We start from the raw sequence: 21,861 nt of genomic DNA on the forward strand, positions 1-21,861 counted from the left end.
TCTTATGCAGTTGTTAATTCTTCTACCATTGGTTCTTCATTCTCAATACGCTCTAATGCACGCTTGTATTCTGTAGGCATTACTTTCACAAAGTTTTTTAAACTCGTATCCCATTCCGATAATAAGCGGGTAGCTAAAGAACTGTTGGTAAATAATTTATGATTTTCAATAAGTGCTTTTAATTCGTTAGCATCTTCTGTAGTAATAGTTTCAAATTCGATGCTTTCCATATTGCACAATCCATTTACAAATTTATTATTAGGATCGTAAACATAGGCAATGCCACCACTCATACCGGCTGCAAAATTACGTCCGGTTTTACCCAGTACCACAATACGTCCTCCGGTCATATACTCGCAGCAGTGATCACCCACGCCTTCTACAACGGCGCGTGCTCCGGAATTTCGGACAGCGAAACGCTCTCCTGCAATACCATTAATATAAGCTTCGCCTTGTACAGCTCCGAACAAGCATACATTGCCAACAATAATATTTTCTTCGGCAATAAACGTAGCAGCTTCAGGTTTCTTCACGATAATCTTAGCACCGGATAAGCCTTTACCTAAATAATCATTGGTATTTCCTGAAAGTGTAAAACTTAAACCGTGTGCTCCAAAAGCTCCGAAACTCTGCCCTGCAGATCCTTTGAAATTCAAATTCAAGGTATCTTCAGGTAATCCTAAGTGTCCATAGATCTTGGAAATTTCGTTACTAACAATAGCTCCGACGGTACGATTCACATTCCGGATTGGATATTCCAATGTCATTTTTTCTTTTCGATAAAGTGCGCGGTGCGAATCTTTCAAAATGGTAAAATCTAAAACATTTTCAAGATTGTGCTCCTGTGCTTCAGTATTTCGAACCGTCATTTGATTGTAAGCTGCCGGGCGATGCAAAATTGCTGATAGGTCCAGACCTTTGGCCTTATAGTGTTTGATCGCTTTGTTAGCATTAATTTTATGAGTTTGCCCCACCATTTCAGCCAATGTTCTAAATCCAAGCTGAGCCATGATAGCACGCAATTCTTCTGCGATATAGTAGAAGAAATTAATGACGTGTTCCGGTGTTCCTTTGAAATTTTTACGTAACTCCTTATCCTGAGTTGCGATACCTACAGGACAGGTATTTAAATGGCATTTTCGCATCATGATACAGCCTGAGGCCACGAGCGGTGCGGTAGCAAAACCAAATTCTTCAGCTCCTAACAAGGCAGCAATTGCAACATCGCGTCCTGTTTTTAACTGACCATCACACTCTACTACAATACGGCTTCTCAAATTATTTAATACCAGCGTTTGCTGAGCTTCTGATAAACCGAGTTCCCAAGGGAGACCAGCGTGTTTCAATGAAGTTAATGGGGAGGCTCCCGTTCCACCGTCGTAACCAGAGATCAAAACCACATCGGCTTTGGCTTTGGCCACACCGGCAGCAATGGTTCCTACGCCAACTTCTGATACCAGTTTAACATTGATACGGGCATCCCTATTAGCATTCTTTAGGTCGAAAATAAGCTGCGCTAAATCTTCAATAGAATAAATGTCGTGATGCGGTGGTGGTGAAATCAGGCCAACGAAAGGCGTGGAATTTCTTGCCGCAGCGATCCAAGGCAGTACTTTTTCACCAGGTAACTGACCACCTTCACCGGGCTTGGCTCCTTGTGCCATTTTTATTTGTATCTCTCGCGCATTCGTTAGATAATGTGAGGTTACGCCAAAACGACCTGAAGCTACCTGCTTTATGGCAGAGTTTCGGCTGTCTCCATTCATATCAGGATGGAAGCGTTTACGATCCTCACCACCTTCTCCGGAATTCGATTTCCCTCCAATACGGTTCATGGCGATAGCCAGATTTTCATGGGCTTCGCGTGAAATGGAACCATAAGACATCGCACCCGTTTTAAAACGTTTAACAATGTCAGTCCAGGGTTCTACCTGTTCGATCGGAATTGGATCCAAATTATCAAATTCGAAAAGACCACGAATGGTCATTAAGTTTTCAGACTGTTCATTGATAGCTTTCGAATACACATCATAGCTTGCCTGATCGCTAAGACGAACAGCTTGCTGTAATTTAGCTATCGTTGTAGGGTTGAACATATGGCGTTCGCCATTACGTCTCCAACGGTAATCACCGCCAATATTCAAGCCTAAACGCTTGTCAATATTATGATCAGGATACGCGTATTTGTAGCGTTCGGTGATCTCTTTTTCAATTTCATATAATCCAATACCTTCAATACGTGAGGCCGTATAAGGGAAGTACTTTTCAACAAATTGCGAGTTAAAACCAACGATCTCAAAGATCTGAGAACCACGATACGAGTGTAATGTAGAGATCCCGATCTTATTCATGATTTTAAGGAGTCCTTTTCCAATAGCTTTATTGAAGTTATCGACAGCCTGTTGCTCGTCCATATCTTTAATAAACCCTTCCTTCACTTGCATTCTTATAATTTCGTTTACCATATAAGGGTTGATGGCGCTGGCACCATAACCAAATAGAGTGGCAAAATGATGTGGTTCACGAGGTTCTGCCGATTCGATAATAATATCAAAATAGGAACGCTTGCGCAATCGGTTCATTTGATGGTTAACGTACGAACAAGCCAATAGCGCCGGAATAGGAGCAAACTCCTTATTAACGCCACGGTCTGATAAAATAATGATGTTCGTTTTTCGAGCTAAGGCATTTTCAACTTGCCTTATAATATCTTCAAGAGCATCTTCCAGACCATTTAATCCATTAGCTTTTTTGTACAGAATTTCTATGGTTTCAGCTTTAAAAGCATCTATATCAATGGTTCTGATTTTTTCCAGATCGGCATTGGATATTACGGGATTCTGGATCCGTAATTTTCGACATTGCCTGTCGGTAATACTGAATATATTGCGGTCCTTACCTAGATTTAAGCTAATATCAGTTACAATTTCTTCTCGTATTCCGTCCAATGGTGGATTAGTAACCTGAGCGAAAAGTTGTTTAAAATAATTGGATATGATCTGTGGTTTATCCGATAATACAGCTAAAGGTGTATCGGTACCCATCGACCCTAATGCCTCTTTGCCTTTTACAGCCATAGGCGTAATCACTTCTTGAATATCTTCAAAAGTATAATTGAATAGCCGCTGACGTGTTTTAATGTCAATGGTTTCAATAGGGCAGGTGGTATTGGTATAAGGTACTTCTTTTAAATGCAAACGCGTATTATCCAACCATTTTTTATAAGGTCGTTCAGAAACGATCTTTTCCTTAATCTCTTCGTCTTCAATGATGCGTCCTTCATTCATGTCTACAAGGAACATTTTACCAGGTTCCAATCGGCCATGTTTTTCAATATCCTCGGGCTTTAGATCAACGACACCAATCTCGGAAGACATAATAATCTTTCCACTTTTCGTTACAGTGTATCGTGATGGTCTTAACCCGTTTCTATCCAGTAGTGCACCTATGTAATCGCCATCAGTAAACGGTATGGACGCCGGGCCATCCCAAGGCTCCATAATACAGGCGTTATATTCGTAAAAAGCCTTTCGCTCTTCCGACATTGTTTGATGTTTTTCCCAGGCTTCCGGAATCATCATCATCATGATCTCAGGCAATGAACGTCCGGTGTGTAATAATAATTCAACCACCATATCCATAGAAGCAGAATCTGATTTCCCAGGTAAAATAATAGGGAATAATTTTTCGATCTGTGGACCGAAAACATCACTTTTCATGATCTCTTCTCGCACGCGCATTCGACTCACGTTCCCACGTAGTGTATTGATCTCACCATTTTGGCACATGTAGCGAAATGGTTGTGCCAGTTCCCAGGTTGGCATCGTATTGGTAGAAAAACGTTGATGCACTAAGGCCAAACGTGTTACCAGGTCTATTTCTTGTAAATCGGTATAATATGGACCAATATCTTCCGGCATAATAATACCCTTATATATTAAGGTCGTAGTTGATAAGGATGGTACATAAAAATAACCACTCTCTGAAATTTTAGAATTTCGAATGGTATGTTCAGTTATTTTTCGAGCTGCGTAGAGTTTTGCTTTAAACGTGGCTTCATCCAGATCATCAGATTTCCCTATAAAAAGTTGCTCAATAGTTGGCTCACTGGCTAAAGCGATCTCTCCCAACTGAGATGAATCCACAGGGACTTTTCGCCACCCTAAAACGGTGAGGCCTTGCACAACCACTTCTTTTTCAAAAACGGTTTTACAAAAGCTATATTGATTGGGGGTTTTAGGTAAAAAAACCATACCCACAGCATACTCTCTAGGAGCGGGTAAATTAAAGTCACATACACGTACAAAATAGTCGTGTGGAATATCAATCAATAAACCTGCGCCATCACCTGTTTTTCCATCGGCACTTACGCCTCCGCGGTGTTCTAGTTTTACCAGTATTTCTAGGGCATCATGAATGATTTGATTCGATTTTTCTCCCTTGAGGTTACAAATAAAACCTGCGCCACAATTTTCATGTTCAAATTCAGGTAAATACAGTCCTTGTTTCTTCAGCATAATCCGCAAATTATTGGGTTAAAATTTGAGTTGAAGGATAAAGATAGAACCTTGTTTTTTAATTACAATGGGGGTAAATTCATTATTTCGATTTTTTAAACGAAGTGAAGATTAAAATGGTTTTATAATAATATATAGGCAATTTATTATTAAATATTCAATAGGATATTTTCAACAGGAAATTAAGAAATCTGAATTTAAAGTGTGAATTCATCAAATTCTTAATAAGAATAGCAGTAAAAAATCTCAAAAATTGACAATAATTCAATTTTTGAGTTTATCGAAATAACAAAAAATCAAAATATTTTATTAATACCTCTAAAAAAATAGGGATAAAATTGAAATATCAATAAAAGTAAACCATTAACCCCCAAAAATTATGGGGGTTAAATGATTTTGATATAGATTTACGGCGTTCGAATTGAAAAACTAACAAATAATTAATAACTTAAATTGAACATTATGAAAAAAATTTTAACACTCTCAATGTTATTTATGGTAACGGCCTTGTTTGCACAGGAAGATACCCCTTCATTTACAGTAAGCGGTAGTATAGATGCTTACTACAGAGCAAATATTGATGGCCCGAATGACTTGGATAACTGGACTGCTCCTGGTTCTTCTTTTGCTAATTTACCTGGTTTTTCCCTTGGTATGGCAAATGTAATTCTAGGGTATGAAGGTGAAAAAGTTGGTTTTGTAGCCGACTTAGTATTTGGTCCAAGAGGAACAGATGCTGTTTTTGCTTCTCCAATGTATTCTGCAACCGGTAATATAATTAATCAATTATATGCCTATTGGAACGTAAGTGAGTCTGTAACGTTAACAATGGGTAATTTCAACACCTTTTTAGGATATGAAGTTATTTCTCCAACTGCTAACTTTAACTACAGTACCTCATATTTATTCTCTTATGGTCCATTTAGCCACACAGGGTTAAAAGCTGATATTGCATTAAGTGATGACTTTAGCCTTATGTTAGCCGTTATGAATGATACTGATCTTACAGAATTCAATCCAACTGGTGATTATGCCTTTGGTGCCCAATTAGGATACGCAGGTCAATATTTGAACCTTTTAGTTGATCCTTCCTTCACAGAGATCGATTTCACAGGTGGTTTTGATCTTACTGAGTCACTTTACTTAGGGATCAACGCTGCTCATTTAATTCTTGAGGATGATGCAGGTGGATTTACTGGTGTAGCTTTATACCCTCAATTAGCAACTTCTGACAGCTTTACAATTGGTTTAAGAGGTGAGTATTTTGTTGAAGATGGTGCTTTTGGAGCTATTGGAACAGGTGTAGCTGATTCAGATGTATTAGCTGTAACCTTAACAGGAAGCTTCGCGATTGACAACTTAACTATCAAGCCTGAATTAAGATTGGATTCTGCTTCTGATGATGCATTTTTGGATAACGATTTAGTACCTTCAAAAAGCTTAAGCTCATTCGTATTAGCTGCGATCTACTCTTTCTAAGTTTTAGAATCGTTTAAAAAAACTAAGGAGAATAAAGCTCTATGAGCTTTATTCTCTTAATACTAACCCTAAAAATTATATAATATGTCATTATTAAATATGTCACTTTTTATTCAGGACACTGCCGCCATTGAAGGCGATATGGGGATGATGTGGATGCTGATTTCCGGTATCTTAGTTTTCTTCATGCAAGCAGGTTTCTTCTTAGTGGAGTCTGGTATGACAGACTCGAAAAACGCGGTGAATATCGCGATGAAGAATTTCTTAGACATCGCCGTAGGTTCTATTGCCTTCTGGTTCATAGGATATTCTTTAATGTATGGAACAGATGTTGCTTCAGGAGTTTTTCACTGGGGTGGCCTTATATTTTCTCAAGGTGCTGCTGATCTATTTTTCCAAACAGTTTTCGCTGCAACTGCTGCGACTATCGTTTCTGGAGCGATCGCCGGAAGAACAAAATATACAACCTATGCGATCTTTAGTATCGTACTTACCGCTTTCATCTACCCAATAGCTGGTGGCTGGGAATGGAATGGTGGTTGGTTAAATAATACAACTACTGGAATTATGCCTGCAGAATTTATCGATTTTGCCGGATCTTCAATTGTACACTCTGTTGGAGGTTGGGCTGCACTTGTTGCTGCCTGGATGGTAGGACCACGTCTTGGAAAATTCCTTGATGGTAAGCCTGTAGAAATGCACGGACACAACCAAATGTATGCCACGCTTGGTGTATTTATTCTTTGGTTAGGATGGTTCGGATTCAATGGTGGTTCTCAATTAGCATGGGGTGGTGATGATGCCACTGCAGCTTCTCAAGTTGTTCTAGTAACCAATTTAGCTGCCGCTGCCGGAGCTTTAGGTGGATTACTATTTACCTGGATTAAAAATGGCAAACCAAATTTAGGAATGACCTTAAACGGCGCTTTAGCTGGTTTAGTAAGTATCACTGCTGGTTGTGGTAACATGACTGAAGTTGGTGCTGTTATAGCTGGATTATTAGGTGGTATTCTTGTAGTTCTATCTATTGGTTTTGTTGAAAAAACATTAAAAGTTGATGATGCTATCGGTGCTGTTTCTGTACACGGTGTAGCTGGTGCCTGGGGAACTTTGGTTATCGGTCTATGGGGTGTTGATGGTGATACCGGTATTGGTTTATTCAACGGTGGTGGTGCTGCTCAATTAGGAGCTCAGGCTATCGGTGTTCTTGCCTATGCCGTATGGGCCTTATTACTTTCTTTCATTTTCTTATACATCATTAAAGTTGTATTTGGTGGCCTAAGAGTTACTGAAGAAGAAGAAATTGCAGGATTAGATATTTCTGAGCACGGAACTATCGCCTATCCTGGTGTTCGTCAAAGAGAATTAGATAACGACGATTAGATCTTAATTATATTGACATAAAAGATGCCTTGTTTTTTTATAAGGCATCTTTTTTTTTACTTTTAAGAGAATCTGTAAAGAATCGCTCTTAAGAGTTTAAATTATTTAGTATTATTGAATCAACTAAACCAATAAGTATATTTTATTATGAAGAAAATTGAAGCAATTATTCGAAAATCAAAGTATCGTGAGGTTAAAGAGGCCTTACATGAGGTGGGTGTAAACTTTTTTTCCTACTGGGATGTTACTGGAGTCGGTAATGAAAAGGAAGGGCATGTTTACCGCGGTATTTCTTATAGCACCACAGATATCCAACGCCGTTATCTTTCTATTGTAGTGAATGATGATTTTGAAGAGACTACAATCAAAGCTATCATAAAGGCAGCAGCCACTGGTGAGGTGGGCGACGGTAAGATCTTTGTGTCAGATGTGAATGAGTGTTATCGTATAAGAACCGGAGAAAAAGGTGGTAACACCCTCAAATAACAACTAAACCAATAAATCAATAATAATTATTATGGAATTATTTACAGTAAATAATGTATGGATGATGATCTGTACAGCACTCGTATTTTTTATGCACGCCGGTTTTGCGTTTTTAGAAATCGGACTTACACGTCAAAAAAATACCATAAACATTTTATTCAAAAACATTTTTATAATCACGATGGGCCTTTTATTGTACTATTTAATAGGCTTCAACTTGATGTATCCGGGAGAAGAGTTTAATGGTTATCTTGGTTCTATTGTGCCAGGAATTACTCCTCCTGAAAACGGTATGACGCCGGAGTATGCCGATGGTTATACCTGGTGGACCGACTTTTTATTTCAGGGTATGTTTGCGGCTACTGCTGCAACTATAGTGTCCGGTGCCGTTGCAGAACGAATTAAAATAGGGCCTTTTATGCTCTTTACTGTTTTATATGTTGGACTTATTTATCCGATTGCCGGTTCCTGGAAATGGGGCGGAGGCTTTTTAGATGACATGGGCTTTTATGATTTTGCAGGGTCTACATTGGTTCATTCTGTTGGGGGCTGGGCAGCTTTGGTAGCTGTTTGGTTATTAGGTCCACGTATCGGGAAATTTAAGGATGGGAAACCTCAAGCGATTCCCGGCCATAATATACCATTGGCTACAGCCGGAGTTTTAATTCTGTGGTTGGGCTGGTTTGGTTTTAACGGAGGATCTGTATTGTCAGCCAATCCGGAATTAACGTCCTTAACACTTGTTACTACATGTCTGGCCGCCGCCGCAGGTGGTGTTGTTGCCATGATTACTTCCACTATACTATACAAGAACCTGGATTTAACCATGTTTTTAAATGGTATTTTAGGTGGTCTTGTGGGGATCACTGCAGGAGCTGATATAATGACGCCGGAAAGTGCTATTATTATTGGAAGTGTCGCGGGGATTCTTATTGTCTTTGCAGTGAGCTTTATTGATAAAATCCGATTGGATGATCCTGTAGGAGCCATTGCAGTACATCTGGTATGTGGAATCTGGGGAACTTTAGCTGTAGGAATTTTTTCTGCTGAACATTCTTTTGTGACACAACTTATAGGTGTTCTTTGCTATGCTGTGATATGTGTGGCGTCTGCTTTACTTATCTTTTTTGTTATGAAGAAGACCATTGGTATTCGTGTTTCAGAAAAAGAAGAACTGGAAGGTCTGGATGTTCACGAACATGGTATGGATGCGTATCCTGACTTTAGATTGAACGAGCGTTAATCGCTGTAATGCAATAATAAAAAAGGGTGTTTCCAACGGAAACACCCTTTTTTATTTAATTTTTTTAAGACTATCGAACACCTACTTTTCCATCGGCTGCTCTGAATAATTTTTCGGAGCTGTATCCGATGCCATTTCTAAAGGTTGTTTCAATATTTCGGATCGCTTTTATGTCCTTACTGATATCGCCATTAAGGATGAGTAGGTCTGCAATTTTAGTCGGTGCAATACTACCAATACTGTCGGCTTGTTCTAAATAAGTCGCGCCGTTCATGGTGCATATTTTAATAGCTTCGGGAATGCTAAAACCCATTTCAACAAAGATCTCCAGAAGGCGCATGTTAGCGTATCCTGCCACAATACGTCCATCGTAGGTAGGATCGGTACCGGCAACTAGTAAACCCCCGGCGTCGTGAAATGCTTTTTCCCAAACCTTGGATTTATTGAAAAGTACATAATCCAAAGAATCCCGATTTTGTTTGCTGGCCCAACGACGGTATACTTTATCCCGGGCATCCTGATAGAGTGCCTTTAATCCGCCACCAGGAACAACTTCGCGCCCTGTATAGGGTTCAAACACATTAATGGTTGAGGTAACTGCAACGTTCTTCTTTACTAAATGTTCAATAAGGGCTTCCATCTTCGGGGAATCAACCGGTAAATCCAATAGAGATTTATGTTGCTTGAATGGTTCACATTCATCAGGCGTTTTATTATCAATAAAATCACTACTGGCCATAAAGCCATGTTCCAGATTATCAATGCCCAGATCAGCAGCCTCTCTATGGGTTATGGAACATAAGTGTCCGGTTACCTTAAAGCCGCGGCTATGGGCCGTTTCTGTGATCGCTTTTAAGTCGGCTCTGGTAATATAGTTATATACTTTAAATGAGGTTGACCCCATATCGGCATAAAACTTTACAGCTTCAATGGCTTGCTTGGTTGATTTTAGCGAATAGGTTTCTAAAATTCCTAAACCATCACGGTCTAAAAACGGGCTAGTGGCATCAATTTTAGGTCCTGGCACCTTTCCTTCTAAAATAAAATTTTTCAAATTGATATCCGCTTGCGGCATAATACTACCTGCTGTTCGCATGGTGGTTACCCCACCGGCCAAATATAATTTTGGGAAAGAATAGCTCATCTGACTGACACCAAAAGTACCTCCGGGGGTAGCCTTTGGGTAAAAAAGATGCTCGTGTAGCATCACCATACCGGGCATAATACTTTTTCCCGTCATGTCGAGAATCGTAGCGCCTTCAGGAACTTTTAGGTTTTCACCAATGGCCTCGATAATTTCACCATTAATAATGATGTCCTGATCGGTTTGTGCTGCTACACCCGTACCATCAACAATAGTGGCGTTTTGTAAAACATAAAGGCCACGTGGATGTGTGACATAGGATTGAGTTTCTTTGGATAATTGGGTTTGAGCACATACTGCAACGGACAAAAAAGATCCCAGCAGCAAAGTAAATAGCTGTTTTATCATAATTGGTTGGCTTGATTCATGCAATCAAGGTAAACAATTATTACGAAAAAATGCACTAAAACTTTTAAGCCGAGTTTCTACTGGCGTTAATATTACCAAATAAGGATCGGGTTACGATCTTTTCGAAAATTGCCAATTCCTCTTTATCAAAATCATCACTTCGTGTGAGATCCTGTACCCGTTTTAGGGCGTATTGCTGAATGGTTAACAGCGGTAATACAATGGATTCTCGAACGTCGATCGATGCTTTTCCGGCGGGCTCATTTTCCATTAAGGTTTTATATCCCGTAACCTTGAGAAGCAAACGTTTTGTGATTTGATATTCTTCAAAAATAATTTTCCAAAAATCACCAAATTCCGCATCTTCAGCCATATATTTTGTAAGGTCGAAGAAGGATTTGGTAAGTGACATCATACTATTTTCTAAAAGAGTTTTAAAGAATTTTGAATTTTTATACAGTTGCTCAACCTTATGAAGTTCGTTGTTGTCCTCATATTTTTTGAGCGCTGTTCCAACGCCGAAGAATCCGGGAACATTTTGTTTTAACTGGCTCCAGGAACCCACAAAAGGAATTGCTCTAAGATCAGAGAATACGAGCTTATCGGATTTCGAACGTTTTGATGGGCGACTACCGATATTGGTTTTTGCATAATATTTTAAAGTACTCATGCGCTCCAAATACGGGATAAACATGGGGTGACTTTTAAAATCCTTATAGGTTTGATAACTTGTTTCCGCCAGATCGTTCATGACCTCTCGGTCTTCGTCGGACATTGGAATTCTGTTTTTTCCAAAGCGGTTATAGAGTCCGGAACTTATTAATTGTTCCAGATTATAGCGCGACGAGTCCAGTGTACCAAAATTCGAACTAATGGTTTGTCCCTGAATGGTGATCTGTACCTCTTTATCCTCAATGGTTGGTCCTAAAGAAGAGTAGAACTGGTGTGTTTTTCCACCGCCACGTGCTGGTGGGCCACCACGGCCATCGAAGAAAATAGCGGTAATATCATATTTTCGCGACATGGCTGTAAGCAATTGTTTGGCCTTATAAATCCCCCAATTTGCCATAAGGTAACCACCATCTTTGGTGCCATCAGAGAAACCTAGCATAATGGTTTGCTTGTTACCCCTTTTTGCCAAATGCGCTTTATATTCCGGGTTGGTATACAACTGCTCCATGACGGCAGGTGCATTTTCAAGATCGGTAATGGTTTCAAATAATGGTACGACATCCATAGTAAGATCGTCTTTAAATCCAACAATTTTCAGCATCGCAAACAACTGCATCATATTTAATGCTGTTTGATTGTTGCTGATTATATAACGGTTGGCACCACGTTCACCATTTGATTTTTGGATCCCCTTGATACATTTAATGGTTTTAAGGGTGTTGACCACCATTTCATCTTCAAATACACTAAGATCCTGAATGTCGTCATCAGCTTTTGATAGAATCTCGATCTGTTCAGCCTCTGATAAATCGTGATAATTATCTGGAAATGAAGAGTTCCCTGTGCTTATTAAGTGATCGATCACCGTAGTGAATACCGAATGGTGTATTCGGCTATCCTGACGGATATCGAGCGTTGCAAAGTGATAACCAAAGAGATGAATTCTGTTAATAACCATATTGATCTCTGATACGTAAAGGGACTGATGTTCTTTGATAATATGATCACGAATACTCAACAGTTCTTTAAGGAGGTCGCGCACACTAATCAAGTCGGCATCCGGATCCAAACTGTAATTGTACATCACTGTTTCCAACTCGATAATACGATCTTCAACGCCTCTAAAGGTAAGTTTACGACGCAAATCCTTAAGATCTTGGTAGTATTTTTTAAGGATGGATTGTTTTAGCTTTCGTGCTACTTTAATAGTGGTATCCGGCTTTACAAAGGGATTACCATCACGGTCGCCACCAGGCCAGAAACCAATATTAATAATTTCATTATGACGTTTGCGATCATCATAAATATTCTGCTGAATGTAATTGTAGATCTCGCTGAAAGATTTATAAAATACGTTCTCCAAATACCATATCAGACTGATCGCTTCATCATAAGGCGTTGGTTTTTCACGCTTGAAAAAAGGTGTTTTCCCAAGTTGTCCAAACAGATTATTTATGTCGATAAGATTATTTTCTTTGATAGCTGCCGATAGATCGGTAATGATCCCAAGAACAGATCCCGGGTAGAATTGTGTAGGGTGAGCGGTAAGAACAATACGCACTTTGAACTCATCCAAATAGTCTTTTAACTCTGAAAGGCGATTGTCTGAATTGGCAGTTTCTTTTAGGTTCCTCAAGGTACCAATACCTTCCATGTTGTTAACGATCGGGAAAGCAGCATCTTCAATGGCATCAAAAAGTACCACCTGTCGCTCGATATATTGAATAAAGCGGAATAATAGATTAATTTGACTTTCTTTACTGCGACGTGCCTGGTATTTTTTGAAAAATGTATCGACAATGGTCGTGGGGTCATCACCATTTTTAAAGCCTTTTTCGCAAGTTTCATGAAATAAAGGGAGTAATACCCCAGTTTTTGTAATAGTATCAAAAGGTAAGGTCATAAATATACTGTTGTATATTTGATATTTTGACAATACGTTTTGTTTAAATCTGGTCAATTTTGGTTCTACGGACATAGTATATTTCAATGAAATGAAGCATAAAAATACTAAAGCAAAATTGAAGCAAAGAAGAACCTCCCAAGTTTTATTGATTTTAAGCGATAACTCTTGGTTTATTATGAATAATTAAAAAAAAGTCGAGTAAAAATATATATTTTAAGCAGTCTCCGAGAGTTTGTCGCGGGTGGAATAGCCAATTATTTTTTGCAGCAGCAATTCTTTTTCCACAGGTTTGGTCATATAATCGATCATACCCATATTAAGAACGCGTTCTTTGGTTTCCTGAGTTGCATCGGCTGTAACGGCAACAATCGGTAGTGCTTTTACAGCTGGGCCTAATGCACCGCTTTTTATTATTTCGGTAGCTTCATAACCATCCATGACAGGCATTTGTAGATCCATCAGAATAATATTAAAAGCCTCAACTTTTAACAGATCCACAGCCTCCTGACCATTATTGGCAATACTAAATGAAATTTCAGGTTTGGTTTTTAAAATCCGGGATAAAACCATTTGATTCATTTTATTGTCTTCGACCATTAATACCTTTAAAGGGTTATTTGAAATCGGTTCCTGATTTTTTTCAACGCTTAATTTTGAAAGCTTTTGTTCTTTCAAACTAAAATCGACAAATACGTTGGTGCCTTTGCCTAATGTGCTATCAATTTTTATTTTACCATCACATAAGGATAAAATGTGATTCACTATGGTTAAGCCTAAACCAATACCACCAAACTTGCGTTTATTGTCCAGACGCATTTGGTTAAAACTATCAAAGGCCATGTCTTTATATTTTACGTCCATGCCAACTCCGGTATCGGAAACCTGTATCGAAAAGCGATGCATATTATTGGGCTGTGGAGTACAAACCAATTTAAAATGCACACGTCCTTTTTCAGTAAATTTCACGGCATTCGACAGTAAGTTATTAATGACCTGAATCAAACGTTTGTCGTCGCCAATAACCCGTTTTGGGATGTTCTCATCAATTTCAGAAACAAAGTTCAGTCCTTTTTTATCGGCTTCCATTTTCCAGTTGGCACAGATCTGACGCATCGTTTCCACAGGATCAAACGGTTGATTGTTCAGTTTTAATTCATTCTTTTCGATCTTTTCAAAATCCAGAATATCGTTCACGTTACTCAATAAACTTACTGAAGCATTTTTAATAATATCCAGAGCATTTTTAACTTCTGGATTTGGATTTTTTGCCAATTCATCATCTGCAACACCCATGATGGCGTTAATAGGCGTACGTAATTCATGACTCATATTCGACATGAAATAGGTTTTTAAACCACTGATCTCTTCAGATTTTTTGAGAGCTTCTTCCTGAGACATTTCTTTTTCAATACGCAACTTTCTTATCAAATTAGTCATCGATAAGGAGAGGAAGATCACCTCAAACCCTGATCCGAACTTTGCACTATTCAAAGTGTAAAAATTATTTGGAAGTACACTCAGGTTATTCATAACGAAACCTAAAAGTCCGATGACTAAAAAGAAGATACCAAAGGAGAAATACGGGTCGATTTTTATGCGTCTAAAGCGCATGGTAAAGGTGGTTGCCAAAATAAGGACGAGACTAAACAGTCCGTTTAAATTACTTAAAGGATAAGCAAGCTCTAGTGTTTTATCACTAAGAAAAACCAGTGCAAATAAAACACCAATGATACCGTAAATGATGTGATAAACTTTTTTAAACCCTTTCAATTTCGTGTTAACCCTTAAGAAGTGCTCGCAGTATTTTAGTAAATACAGGTTGGATAACAAGGCTGTAATCAAAACGAGTCGGCTGTTCCAATACCCTCCTAATGTGAACAAGTATTCGTGTAAAAAACCGTCTAATGCCAATTGCATAAGGGCTATGGAAAGCACATAAATGCCATAATATAAGAAGGCTTTTTCAGTAAGACTAGAATAGAAAAACAAATAAATGATACTTGCTAAAAATAAAATACCGTAAAAGATTCCTAAAAATAATTGCTGGTGGTAATTGCTTAACCAAAACTCTGAGGCCGTGTATAATTTTAGAGGCAGATTTATGGTTTCCCCATCACTTTTGTAATGAATAAAGATCTGCTGTGCTTTTTGTGGCGGTAATTCCAGTTTGAAAACTGTAGAGCGATGTTGCACCTGTTTTTCTTTGAACGGTATATCATCGCCATTTTTAAAATGTTCAATTTTTGTCCCGTCAATTTGAAAAAGGTTCACCACATCGGTTATTGGTCTGGCCGTTTCCAAATAATAGGTTTTTGAGGTCTCACTGTCGTTTTTAATTTTGAATTTTAACCAATAATTATCAGATGTAAAACCTACACTGTGATTTTCAGATTCTAAAGGAAGATACTTTAAAAAGGAATTATTTTGGACGTCGGAGATCTCTAGGTCAAGATTTCCAGCATTGGTGTATTGAGCGTATTCGTAAAGTTGACCTTTACTGTTTTGAATATTATAGACCGGCTGCTGCGCGAACAGACTTATGCAGCCTAAGTAGGTAATGAGCAATAAATGTTTCATGTTTGGGGCATTTAACAGCCTCAAACTTATAGTATAGCTCATAATTTTTCCTATTTTATCTGATAAAACCAAAAATATTTTCGTTAAAACGTTTATCAGACATACGAAAAAAAGTAGAGGGCGGTTTTATACGCCCTCTTTTGTGAGTTATTTCCCAAGCAAAAGCAGCTCGTTACAGACTACTTCCGTAACGTAACGTTTCTGCCCGTCTTTATCCTCATAATTTCTGGTCGTAAGTTTGCCTTCTACAGCAACTTCTTTTCCTTTTTTAACATATTTTTCAATGATTTCAGCCGTTTTTCCCCAGGCCACCACATTATGCCATTGGGTGTCAGTTATTTTTTCACCTTTGTTATTGGTGTAGCTGTCGTTGGTTGCGATGTTGAATTTCGCCACCACTTTTCCGGAATCCAAATGGATTACTTCCGGGTCGTTTCCTAAGTTTCCAATCAACTGTACTCTGTTTCTAAGCGTGTTCATAATAAATAATTTAAAGGTTAAACAGTTCATTCTATCGCTATTCGATTTAGCGACAGGACAAAGATGCGACGACACGTTTTTGTTAGTCGGTAGTTAACTATTTAAAATCGTTTGTAAACGTTTGTAGTCGTTTGTAAACGAATATATTGCCCCTTATAAGGCATCTATATACAAAAGGGGACAAGAAAATATGATATTTTAATCAAGCGAGGAGAACGCTGTTTTTTAGGAGAAGTCAGACTTTTAGTCCATGTTTAAAGTTCCACCAATTCGGAACCCAGAGCATGAGCATCTTGCCGAATAGAATCAAACTAAAAGTAATTTATTCAAATAACGTGTCGCAATACCCGATAAATAATATTCCCAGATCACGGCCAAAACCGATGCTATTCCTTTTTTTTAGGCTTAGGAACAGAAGCCTTGAGCACATCGTCTAAGGATGTGTTTATTTTTAGTCGGCCTTTATGGACTTTGACACCTTTAGGGTTTTTGTTTTTATTGTTCATTATTCTACAACCTTTATTGACTTAATATAGGATTTGTTTAATTTAATCCTAAACTCAATGTAATGAGAGCCTTCAAATGGAGTTATTTCTAAATCAGTAACTATTCTTGGCTCAAGCTTAATCCACCTAATAAATTTTTTTAAAAGTGAAAACTTCCGACTGTCGTCTAATTTAAAGTCAAAAAATAAAGTACATTTCTTCTCCGTTAGATAATCAAAGATGATACTACAAACCGCACTCCTTAACTCTTTACAATATCTTGAATCAGATTTACCAAGTAAATTTACAAGGGATACTTCTGTATGTTTTAAACTCACAGAATCATCAAATACTAATTGATAAGGCGTCCGGACGGAGTTAATGAATCGGAACACATCCAACCCATAGATGTTTTCTCGGGTAACTACAATCATTTAATCCCTCTTACCTGTTTATAGGCGTTAACAGCTAAATCCATTAACTCTCGCTTTCTGGCAAGTGCATTTTGGATCCTATTAACCTTAGCAGGAGAAGGATTATTGTCTACTTTGTAAGCGATATCATTGCTCTCAAGATAGTCCGTAAGAAATTTAGTAGTCATAGTAGGAATTATAAAATTAACCGTAATTAGCTGTTAATTAAGTTGCTTTTACACTGCAAAGGTACAAAACTTGTGCCAATTTATTTACAATAATACACTTATTTTTGACAATTATAAAAAATATTCACATTTAATCGAAAATAATTTTTTAATTAAATATGAATATATCTAATTGTTAATCAGCGTTTTGTAGCTTAAAATGCTTTCACTATCCACCAAAAACTTTTCAAATCGCTCTTGACTAGATAATCTACGAGTATTGAATCGGGCGCTATATTCGTCCAGATAACGCTCTAAATGTTTTTCGCTTACTTGGTGGTAAATACCATACAAACCACGCTTTAGAACACTCCAAAAGTTTTCAATGGTATTGGTATGTACCGATCCTTCAACATATATAATTAAGGCGTGTTTCACACTATCATGTGTATAATTTCGCTTTAAATGAGTGTAAACCGGGGCTTCATCCGAATATATTGTGGAACCGTGTGCAACGTGTTTAGAGATAAATGCTCCCATATTAGTCAATTCAGCATTAGGGACGTGTTTTAAAACAACTTTTCCGTTTCGCTCAATGATACCAACTACTGTTTTCTTTGGTGTAAATGGTTTACCCTCGTTGGTGAGGTTACGATCTTGCAATGAACGTCTTTTATTGATATGCTTGTTTTTCTCCTTACCACCGATATACGCTTCGTCAACTTCTACCATTTTATTTTCGCCTAACATTTGTGGTGCTTTATCCTTTAGCATTTCTCTAATTCTATGCAGCACAAACCATGCTGTTTTTTGAGTTATACCTAAGTCTAGGGCTAATTGCACGGAACTAATCCCTTTTTTGTGGCTTGTCGCCAAATAAATAGCTGCAAACCAAATTCTTAAAGAGATTTTAGAGTTGTGGAAAATAGTGCCAACGGTTACAGTAAACTTTTTGTAACATTCGTTATTCGCGCATTTAAAACCTCTGTTGGTTCTGTAAACACGCTCACTACCACAATGAGGGCACACAGGGTTACCATTCCAACGGATCTGCTCGTAATACTCAATACAAGTCTTTTCCTCTTTGAAATAGTCTAAAAGCTGCGGTAGTGATTTAAAATTCATGGTTTCTATTATTTATATATACAAATATAACCGAATATATTGATATAAAAAAGAATTTATACAAAAATATTCGGGAATATTGATAATTTAACTATCTTTGATGCATGACTACATACAAAGAGCGCATAAAAAATCTGCATTATTTCGTCTTGTTAAAGGACTGTGAAGTTTTAGCTACGTTTGGTAGCTTAAAAAAGATTACTGACTTCGTAAATGATGATAATTTCCCGAGTTACTGGACTTTAGTAAGAAAGAATAGTTACCCTATTGAATTTGAAAATTATAAGATATTCAAAGTAAAACATCATTAGAGATACAATTAATATCGGTTATTATTGTATATTTGTAAATGAAAAAAGGGAGCGACGGTCAAATCAACTCCCCTTTCAGACGGTAATTCAGTGTAGAGTACTCGAATGAAAAGCCTTTCTATCTGAAAGTATATATACTGGTACTGTCCCGTCTGATACTTCCTAATGAGGAAGCCTTATACAATATTTGAGCGCCTTTCTGGGCGCTTTTGTCTTAGAAGCTGTCAAACAAATCTTTGCCTGATGCGTTTTTTTTGTAAACATATTTCTCGTCGTATTCATGGCCCTTTATAATTTCACCTTGATCATCCAACCAATTTGGCCGACCCCAAAATGAATTTTTGTTGTTCTTATCGAATTGATATTTAACAATTACTCCTTCTGATTTTAAATTTTGGGTTCCAGAAGAAAGTTTTGAAGCCAATTCAGTATCTTCAAGGCCTGTATTTTCTATTTGGTTTATCATTTCTGCCGCTTCTCTAAAATGTAAAAATCTATTGTGTACTTTCAAAAGAAAAACAAATTTTTTAGATAGCGACCAAGACTTGTCATAGCCCCTGTAATTATCTTTTGAAGGAATTTCAACAGCATCAACTTTTATATTGCTGTCTATATTATAACCTTCAGACTGTAAAGCGTCATTAACTTGTTCGAGTTCTTCGATTAATCTCTCTTTTTTTTCCAAAAGAGCCTGAATTACAATATTTTGAACTTGTTTTGTCATGATAAATTAATTTTATATATTTGCTCTATAATTAAGTCGGCGATGGGATTCGAACCCACAACACGCTCCGTTCAAAAGAGTAGCCTAACCAATACGGCTTCACCGACCTAATTATACATTTCAAAAATTAAAAATAGGATGTTTTTAAGTTGACAGCTTGACATCCTTTTTTTATGTCTTTTTATTTTTCAAATATACTAAAATTTTTTGAACATTATAAAAAAAATAAACACCATAGAGACTTGTTAGAGATAACAAATAACTATGAAAAACCTCGATTATCCTGTGTTATTAAAGGGTAAGAGAGTTTTATAAAAGAAACTATAAGAAAGACTATTAGATGAAATGCAAATATATTCGTTTAAATGAAATAAACTTTTTAAATCGCTTTATTTTAATTCAAAATATTCGTCATGACATCTATTATCAATAATTATTATCTTTTATATAGGTTTTTATAGATACAGATTGTACAATACCTTTCAAAAGAACCATTAGTCTTCTATTAATTACTATTACATCATCTTTAATACAATTTGGTATTTGTATGTTTTAAATAGATTTGTAAAACTGAAAAGTCTTCAAAATGAAAAACCAAAAAAAAGAAACACCACCACTTACCCCGGCAATGAGATCGTTTTTAGCCCTTAAAATTTTGCGCCACATGAAAGTAAACCCGGAGTTTGCAAAGAAAGTCCGGGCAATGAAAAAAGAAGATTGAATTTATTTTTTTTGGGTTTGTCCCTTATTGTATATAGATGCCCCTTATAAAGGCATCCGAGGTAAAAGGACGCTTCATGTATTATTTGAAAATTTTTATCTTTATTGGCATGAAACCATTGGGTAAGAACGCTAAGGTGTTCGACTATTTGTTGGGTTTTTTTAACTAAAGGATTAAAACAATTAGAATGAAAAAAATAAAATTCACCTTTTTCTTCTCTTGGAGCATCGCTTTTTTACTTATCACTATTATCGGCTTTATACCTACGTTCTTAATGCGTCCACTATTCAGAGAATCATCTCTTCCAATATATTTGATTGTACATGGTATATTGATGCTTATATGGTTTTCAGGCTATTTTATACAAAATCTTTTAGTTGCAAAAGGGAAGTTATTAGATCACAGGAATTTTGGTATTTTTTGGTTTCTTTTAGCCATTTTAATGGCTTTGGGAAATCTTAATGTGGTTTTGAATATTGCGAATGAAGTGGCGACTGGTGAACCAACCTATTTTGGAAAAGTAAGAACCTATGAGAATTCAGGCGGATTGGTTATTGGTAATCTGTATATAACTGTCTTTAGTTCCATGTTTATTTTGTTAGCTTATTTAAAAAGACTCAAACCCAAGGCACATAAAAGAGCTATTTTTGGAGCAAGTTTTTTACTTTTAACCCCCGCTTTCGATAGATTTATTCGGCCATTTGGACTCCCCGAAATTTTTCAATATGTTGGGTCCTTTATTATTCCAATATCATTAGTTGTATATGAAATCCTTCGAAACAGAAAAATACATCCTATGACCGTTTTGGTATTAGCAGTTACGGCTTTAATGATCCCAGTCCTAATGTCAATAATGAATAATGATTTATACATTAAAAACATAATTGAATTTTTAGGTTAATAATGAGTAACTATACTATAAAAAAGGATGGTTTCCTGAATTAATAATTATTTTCTTTGCCAAAAAGTATTTATTACAGTGGGAAAATAATATAAAGACCTCCCTTATAGATTACTGAATACTGAAATACTAGGAAGAGTTACTCCTGTTATAAATGCCCTTAGCACATGAAAGATTTCACAACAATAGATTATCTAAAATCCGGGAATCAACGACAACAGCAAGCCTACAAGGAAATCAAGACCTTGAAAATCTTTGAGTATCTAACACCATATGATCCTATCCTAACAGGAACAATTCCAATCGACATTGATCTGCCTGAAAGCGACCTAGATATTATTTGTCACTGTAAAGACCACGAGGATTTTTCCAAAAGAATTTATGAACCATTTGCTGATAAAACGGCTTTTGAAATGAGCACAAAGCAGTGGAATGGTTTGATCTGTACGATCGTGAAATTTAAAACGGATAATTTTGAAATAGAGATCTTTGGTCAGGATGTTCCAACAAAAGAACAAAACGCTTTTCGCCATATGGTCATTGAAGATTGCATATTACAATCAAAAGGAAATGAATTTAGGTCGGCGATCAGAAGACTAAAATCAAGTGGTTTAAAAACAGAAGAAGCCTTTGCGCAACTATTGGGCTTGAAGGGAGATCCTTATGAGGCCTTGTTGCAATTGGAATTGTAATAAGAACACTGTATAATGTAAAGAGATCCTTATTTACCCAGATAAATTACATGAATCTAGCCCAATCCTGATAGTCCAAATCATAAT

The 21,861-nt window shown here is 37.1% G+C and carries 15 protein-coding genes and 1 tRNA gene; 8 read left to right on the forward strand and 8 right to left on the reverse strand.

Features of this window, described 5'->3' with window-relative positions; translation table 11 throughout:
• Positions 1-2: 2 nt before the first annotated feature.
• Positions 3-4,517, reverse strand: a complete 4,515-nt coding sequence (gene gltB / locus V8G61_RS09520; protein WP_394875356.1) for a glutamate synthase large subunit — start codon at positions 4,515-4,517, stop codon at positions 3-5.
• A gap of 462 nt (positions 4,518-4,979) precedes the next feature.
• Between gltB and V8G61_RS09525 the strand changes: the two genes are divergently transcribed.
• The 4 genes from V8G61_RS09525 (at position 4,980) to V8G61_RS09540 (ending at position 9,108) form a co-directional block, all read left to right on the forward strand.
• Positions 4,980-5,996 (forward strand): porin, encoded by a 1,017-nt coding sequence (locus tag V8G61_RS09525; protein WP_394875357.1) that lies wholly within the window; start codon positions 4,980-4,982, stop codon positions 5,994-5,996.
• An 84-nt stretch (positions 5,997-6,080) separates the two neighbouring features.
• The gene (locus tag V8G61_RS09530; RefSeq protein ID WP_394875358.1) at positions 6,081-7,379 is read left to right on the forward strand and encodes an ammonium transporter; all 1,299 of its coding nucleotides are present in this window, start codon (positions 6,081-6,083) and stop codon (positions 7,377-7,379) included.
• Positions 7,380-7,526: 147 nt separating this feature from the next.
• Positions 7,527-7,865: a P-II family nitrogen regulator gene (locus V8G61_RS09535; RefSeq protein ID WP_394875359.1), complete on the forward strand. Its 339-nt coding sequence runs from the start codon at positions 7,527-7,529 to the stop codon at positions 7,863-7,865.
• A gap of 31 nt (positions 7,866-7,896) precedes the next feature.
• Positions 7,897-9,108, forward strand: a complete 1,212-nt coding sequence (locus V8G61_RS09540) for an ammonium transporter (protein ID WP_394875360.1) — start codon at positions 7,897-7,899, stop codon at positions 9,106-9,108.
• 70 nt (positions 9,109-9,178) lie between these two features.
• Here the strand turns inward: V8G61_RS09540 and V8G61_RS09545 are convergent, their stop codons facing one another.
• The 5 genes from V8G61_RS09545 to V8G61_RS09565 all read right to left on the reverse strand — a co-directional run bounded on the left by V8G61_RS09545 (position 9,179) and on the right by V8G61_RS09565 (position 18,425).
• The gene (locus tag V8G61_RS09545) at positions 9,179-10,600 is read right to left on the reverse strand and encodes an amidohydrolase family protein (RefSeq protein WP_394875361.1); all 1,422 of its coding nucleotides are present in this window, start codon (positions 10,598-10,600) and stop codon (positions 9,179-9,181) included.
• Positions 10,601-10,664: 64 nt separating this feature from the next.
• Positions 10,665-13,250, reverse strand: a complete 2,586-nt coding sequence (locus V8G61_RS09550; protein ID WP_394875362.1) for a phosphoenolpyruvate carboxylase — start codon at positions 13,248-13,250, stop codon at positions 10,665-10,667.
• Positions 13,251-13,391: 141 nt separating this feature from the next.
• Positions 13,392-15,755, reverse strand: coding sequence for a 7TM diverse intracellular signaling domain-containing protein (locus V8G61_RS09555; protein ID WP_394875363.1), 2,364 nt, complete (start codon positions 15,753-15,755; stop codon positions 13,392-13,394).
• A gap of 147 nt (positions 15,756-15,902) precedes the next feature.
• Positions 15,903-16,235: a single-stranded DNA-binding protein gene (locus V8G61_RS09560; protein ID WP_394875364.1), complete on the reverse strand. Its 333-nt coding sequence runs from the start codon at positions 16,233-16,235 to the stop codon at positions 15,903-15,905.
• A 1,254-nt stretch (positions 16,236-17,489) separates the two neighbouring features.
• On the reverse strand, positions 17,490-18,425 hold the full coding sequence (locus V8G61_RS09565) for an IS1595 family transposase (RefSeq protein ID WP_394875365.1): 936 nt from the start codon (positions 18,423-18,425) through the stop codon (positions 17,490-17,492).
• A 104-nt stretch (positions 18,426-18,529) separates the two neighbouring features.
• On the opposite strand from V8G61_RS09565, the gene V8G61_RS09570 reads away from it, so the two are divergent.
• Positions 18,530-18,736: a hypothetical protein gene (locus V8G61_RS09570; RefSeq protein ID WP_394875366.1), complete on the forward strand. Its 207-nt coding sequence runs from the start codon at positions 18,530-18,532 to the stop codon at positions 18,734-18,736.
• 214 nt (positions 18,737-18,950) lie between these two features.
• Here the strand turns inward: V8G61_RS09570 and V8G61_RS09575 are convergent, their stop codons facing one another.
• Together V8G61_RS09575 and V8G61_RS09580 are read right to left on the reverse strand one after the other, a co-directional pair.
• Positions 18,951-19,460 carry a hypothetical protein gene (locus V8G61_RS09575; RefSeq protein WP_394875367.1) on the reverse strand — a complete coding sequence of 170 codons (510 nt, stop codon included), beginning with the start codon at positions 19,458-19,460 and terminating at the stop codon, positions 18,951-18,953.
• 34 nt (positions 19,461-19,494) lie between these two features.
• Positions 19,495-19,567 (reverse strand) — tRNA-Ser (locus tag V8G61_RS09580).
• A gap of 479 nt (positions 19,568-20,046) precedes the next feature.
• Here V8G61_RS09580 and V8G61_RS09585 point away from each other — a divergent pair.
• From V8G61_RS09585 to V8G61_RS09595, 3 genes are all read left to right on the forward strand, one after another.
• Positions 20,047-20,181, forward strand: a complete 135-nt coding sequence (locus V8G61_RS09585) for a hypothetical protein (RefSeq protein WP_394875368.1) — start codon at positions 20,047-20,049, stop codon at positions 20,179-20,181.
• A gap of 187 nt (positions 20,182-20,368) precedes the next feature.
• Positions 20,369-21,082 (forward strand): hypothetical protein, encoded by a 714-nt coding sequence (locus tag V8G61_RS09590; RefSeq protein ID WP_394875369.1) that lies wholly within the window; start codon positions 20,369-20,371, stop codon positions 21,080-21,082.
• A gap of 167 nt (positions 21,083-21,249) precedes the next feature.
• Positions 21,250-21,774 (forward strand): DUF4269 domain-containing protein, encoded by a 525-nt coding sequence (locus tag V8G61_RS09595; RefSeq protein WP_394875370.1) that lies wholly within the window; start codon positions 21,250-21,252, stop codon positions 21,772-21,774.
• The last annotated feature ends 87 nt before the right edge of the window (positions 21,775-21,861 follow it).

The organism is Gaetbulibacter sp. M240 (genome assembly GCF_043876815.1).
In the GTDB taxonomy this organism is placed as follows: domain Bacteria; phylum Bacteroidota; class Bacteroidia; order Flavobacteriales; family Flavobacteriaceae; genus Gaetbulibacter_A.

Coding starts and splice junctions, on each gene's coding strand:
- V8G61_RS09525 (WP_394875357.1), top strand. CDS start 4,980: ATGAAAAAAATTTTAACACTCTCAATGTTATTTATGGTAACGGCCTTG.
- V8G61_RS09555 (WP_394875363.1), bottom strand. CDS start 15,755: ATGAAACATTTATTGCTCATTACCTACTTAGGCTGCATAAGTCTGTTC.
- V8G61_RS09560 (WP_394875364.1), bottom strand. CDS start 16,235: ATGAACACGCTTAGAAACAGAGTACAGTTGATTGGAAACTTAGGAAAC.
- V8G61_RS09540 (WP_394875360.1), top strand. CDS start 7,897: ATGGAATTATTTACAGTAAATAATGTATGGATGATGATCTGTACAGCA.
- V8G61_RS09595 (WP_394875370.1), top strand. CDS start 21,250: ATGAAAGATTTCACAACAATAGATTATCTAAAATCCGGGAATCAACGA.
- V8G61_RS09550 (WP_394875362.1), bottom strand. CDS start 13,250: ATGTCCGTAGAACCAAAATTGACCAGATTTAAACAAAACGTATTGTCA.
- gltB (WP_394875356.1), bottom strand. CDS start 4,517: ATGCTGAAGAAACAAGGACTGTATTTACCTGAATTTGAACATGAAAAT.
- V8G61_RS09535 (WP_394875359.1), top strand. CDS start 7,527: ATGAAGAAAATTGAAGCAATTATTCGAAAATCAAAGTATCGTGAGGTT.
- V8G61_RS09585 (WP_394875368.1), top strand. CDS start 20,047: ATGAAAAACCAAAAAAAAGAAACACCACCACTTACCCCGGCAATGAGA.
- V8G61_RS09565 (WP_394875365.1), bottom strand. CDS start 18,425: ATGAATTTTAAATCACTACCGCAGCTTTTAGACTATTTCAAAGAGGAA.
- V8G61_RS09530 (WP_394875358.1), top strand. CDS start 6,081: ATGTCATTATTAAATATGTCACTTTTTATTCAGGACACTGCCGCCATT.
- V8G61_RS09545 (WP_394875361.1), bottom strand. CDS start 10,600: ATGATAAAACAGCTATTTACTTTGCTGCTGGGATCTTTTTTGTCCGTT.
- V8G61_RS09590 (WP_394875369.1), top strand. CDS start 20,369: ATGAAAAAAATAAAATTCACCTTTTTCTTCTCTTGGAGCATCGCTTTT.
- V8G61_RS09575 (WP_394875367.1), bottom strand. CDS start 19,460: ATGACAAAACAAGTTCAAAATATTGTAATTCAGGCTCTTTTGGAAAAA.
- V8G61_RS09570 (WP_394875366.1), top strand. CDS start 18,530: ATGACTACATACAAAGAGCGCATAAAAAATCTGCATTATTTCGTCTTG.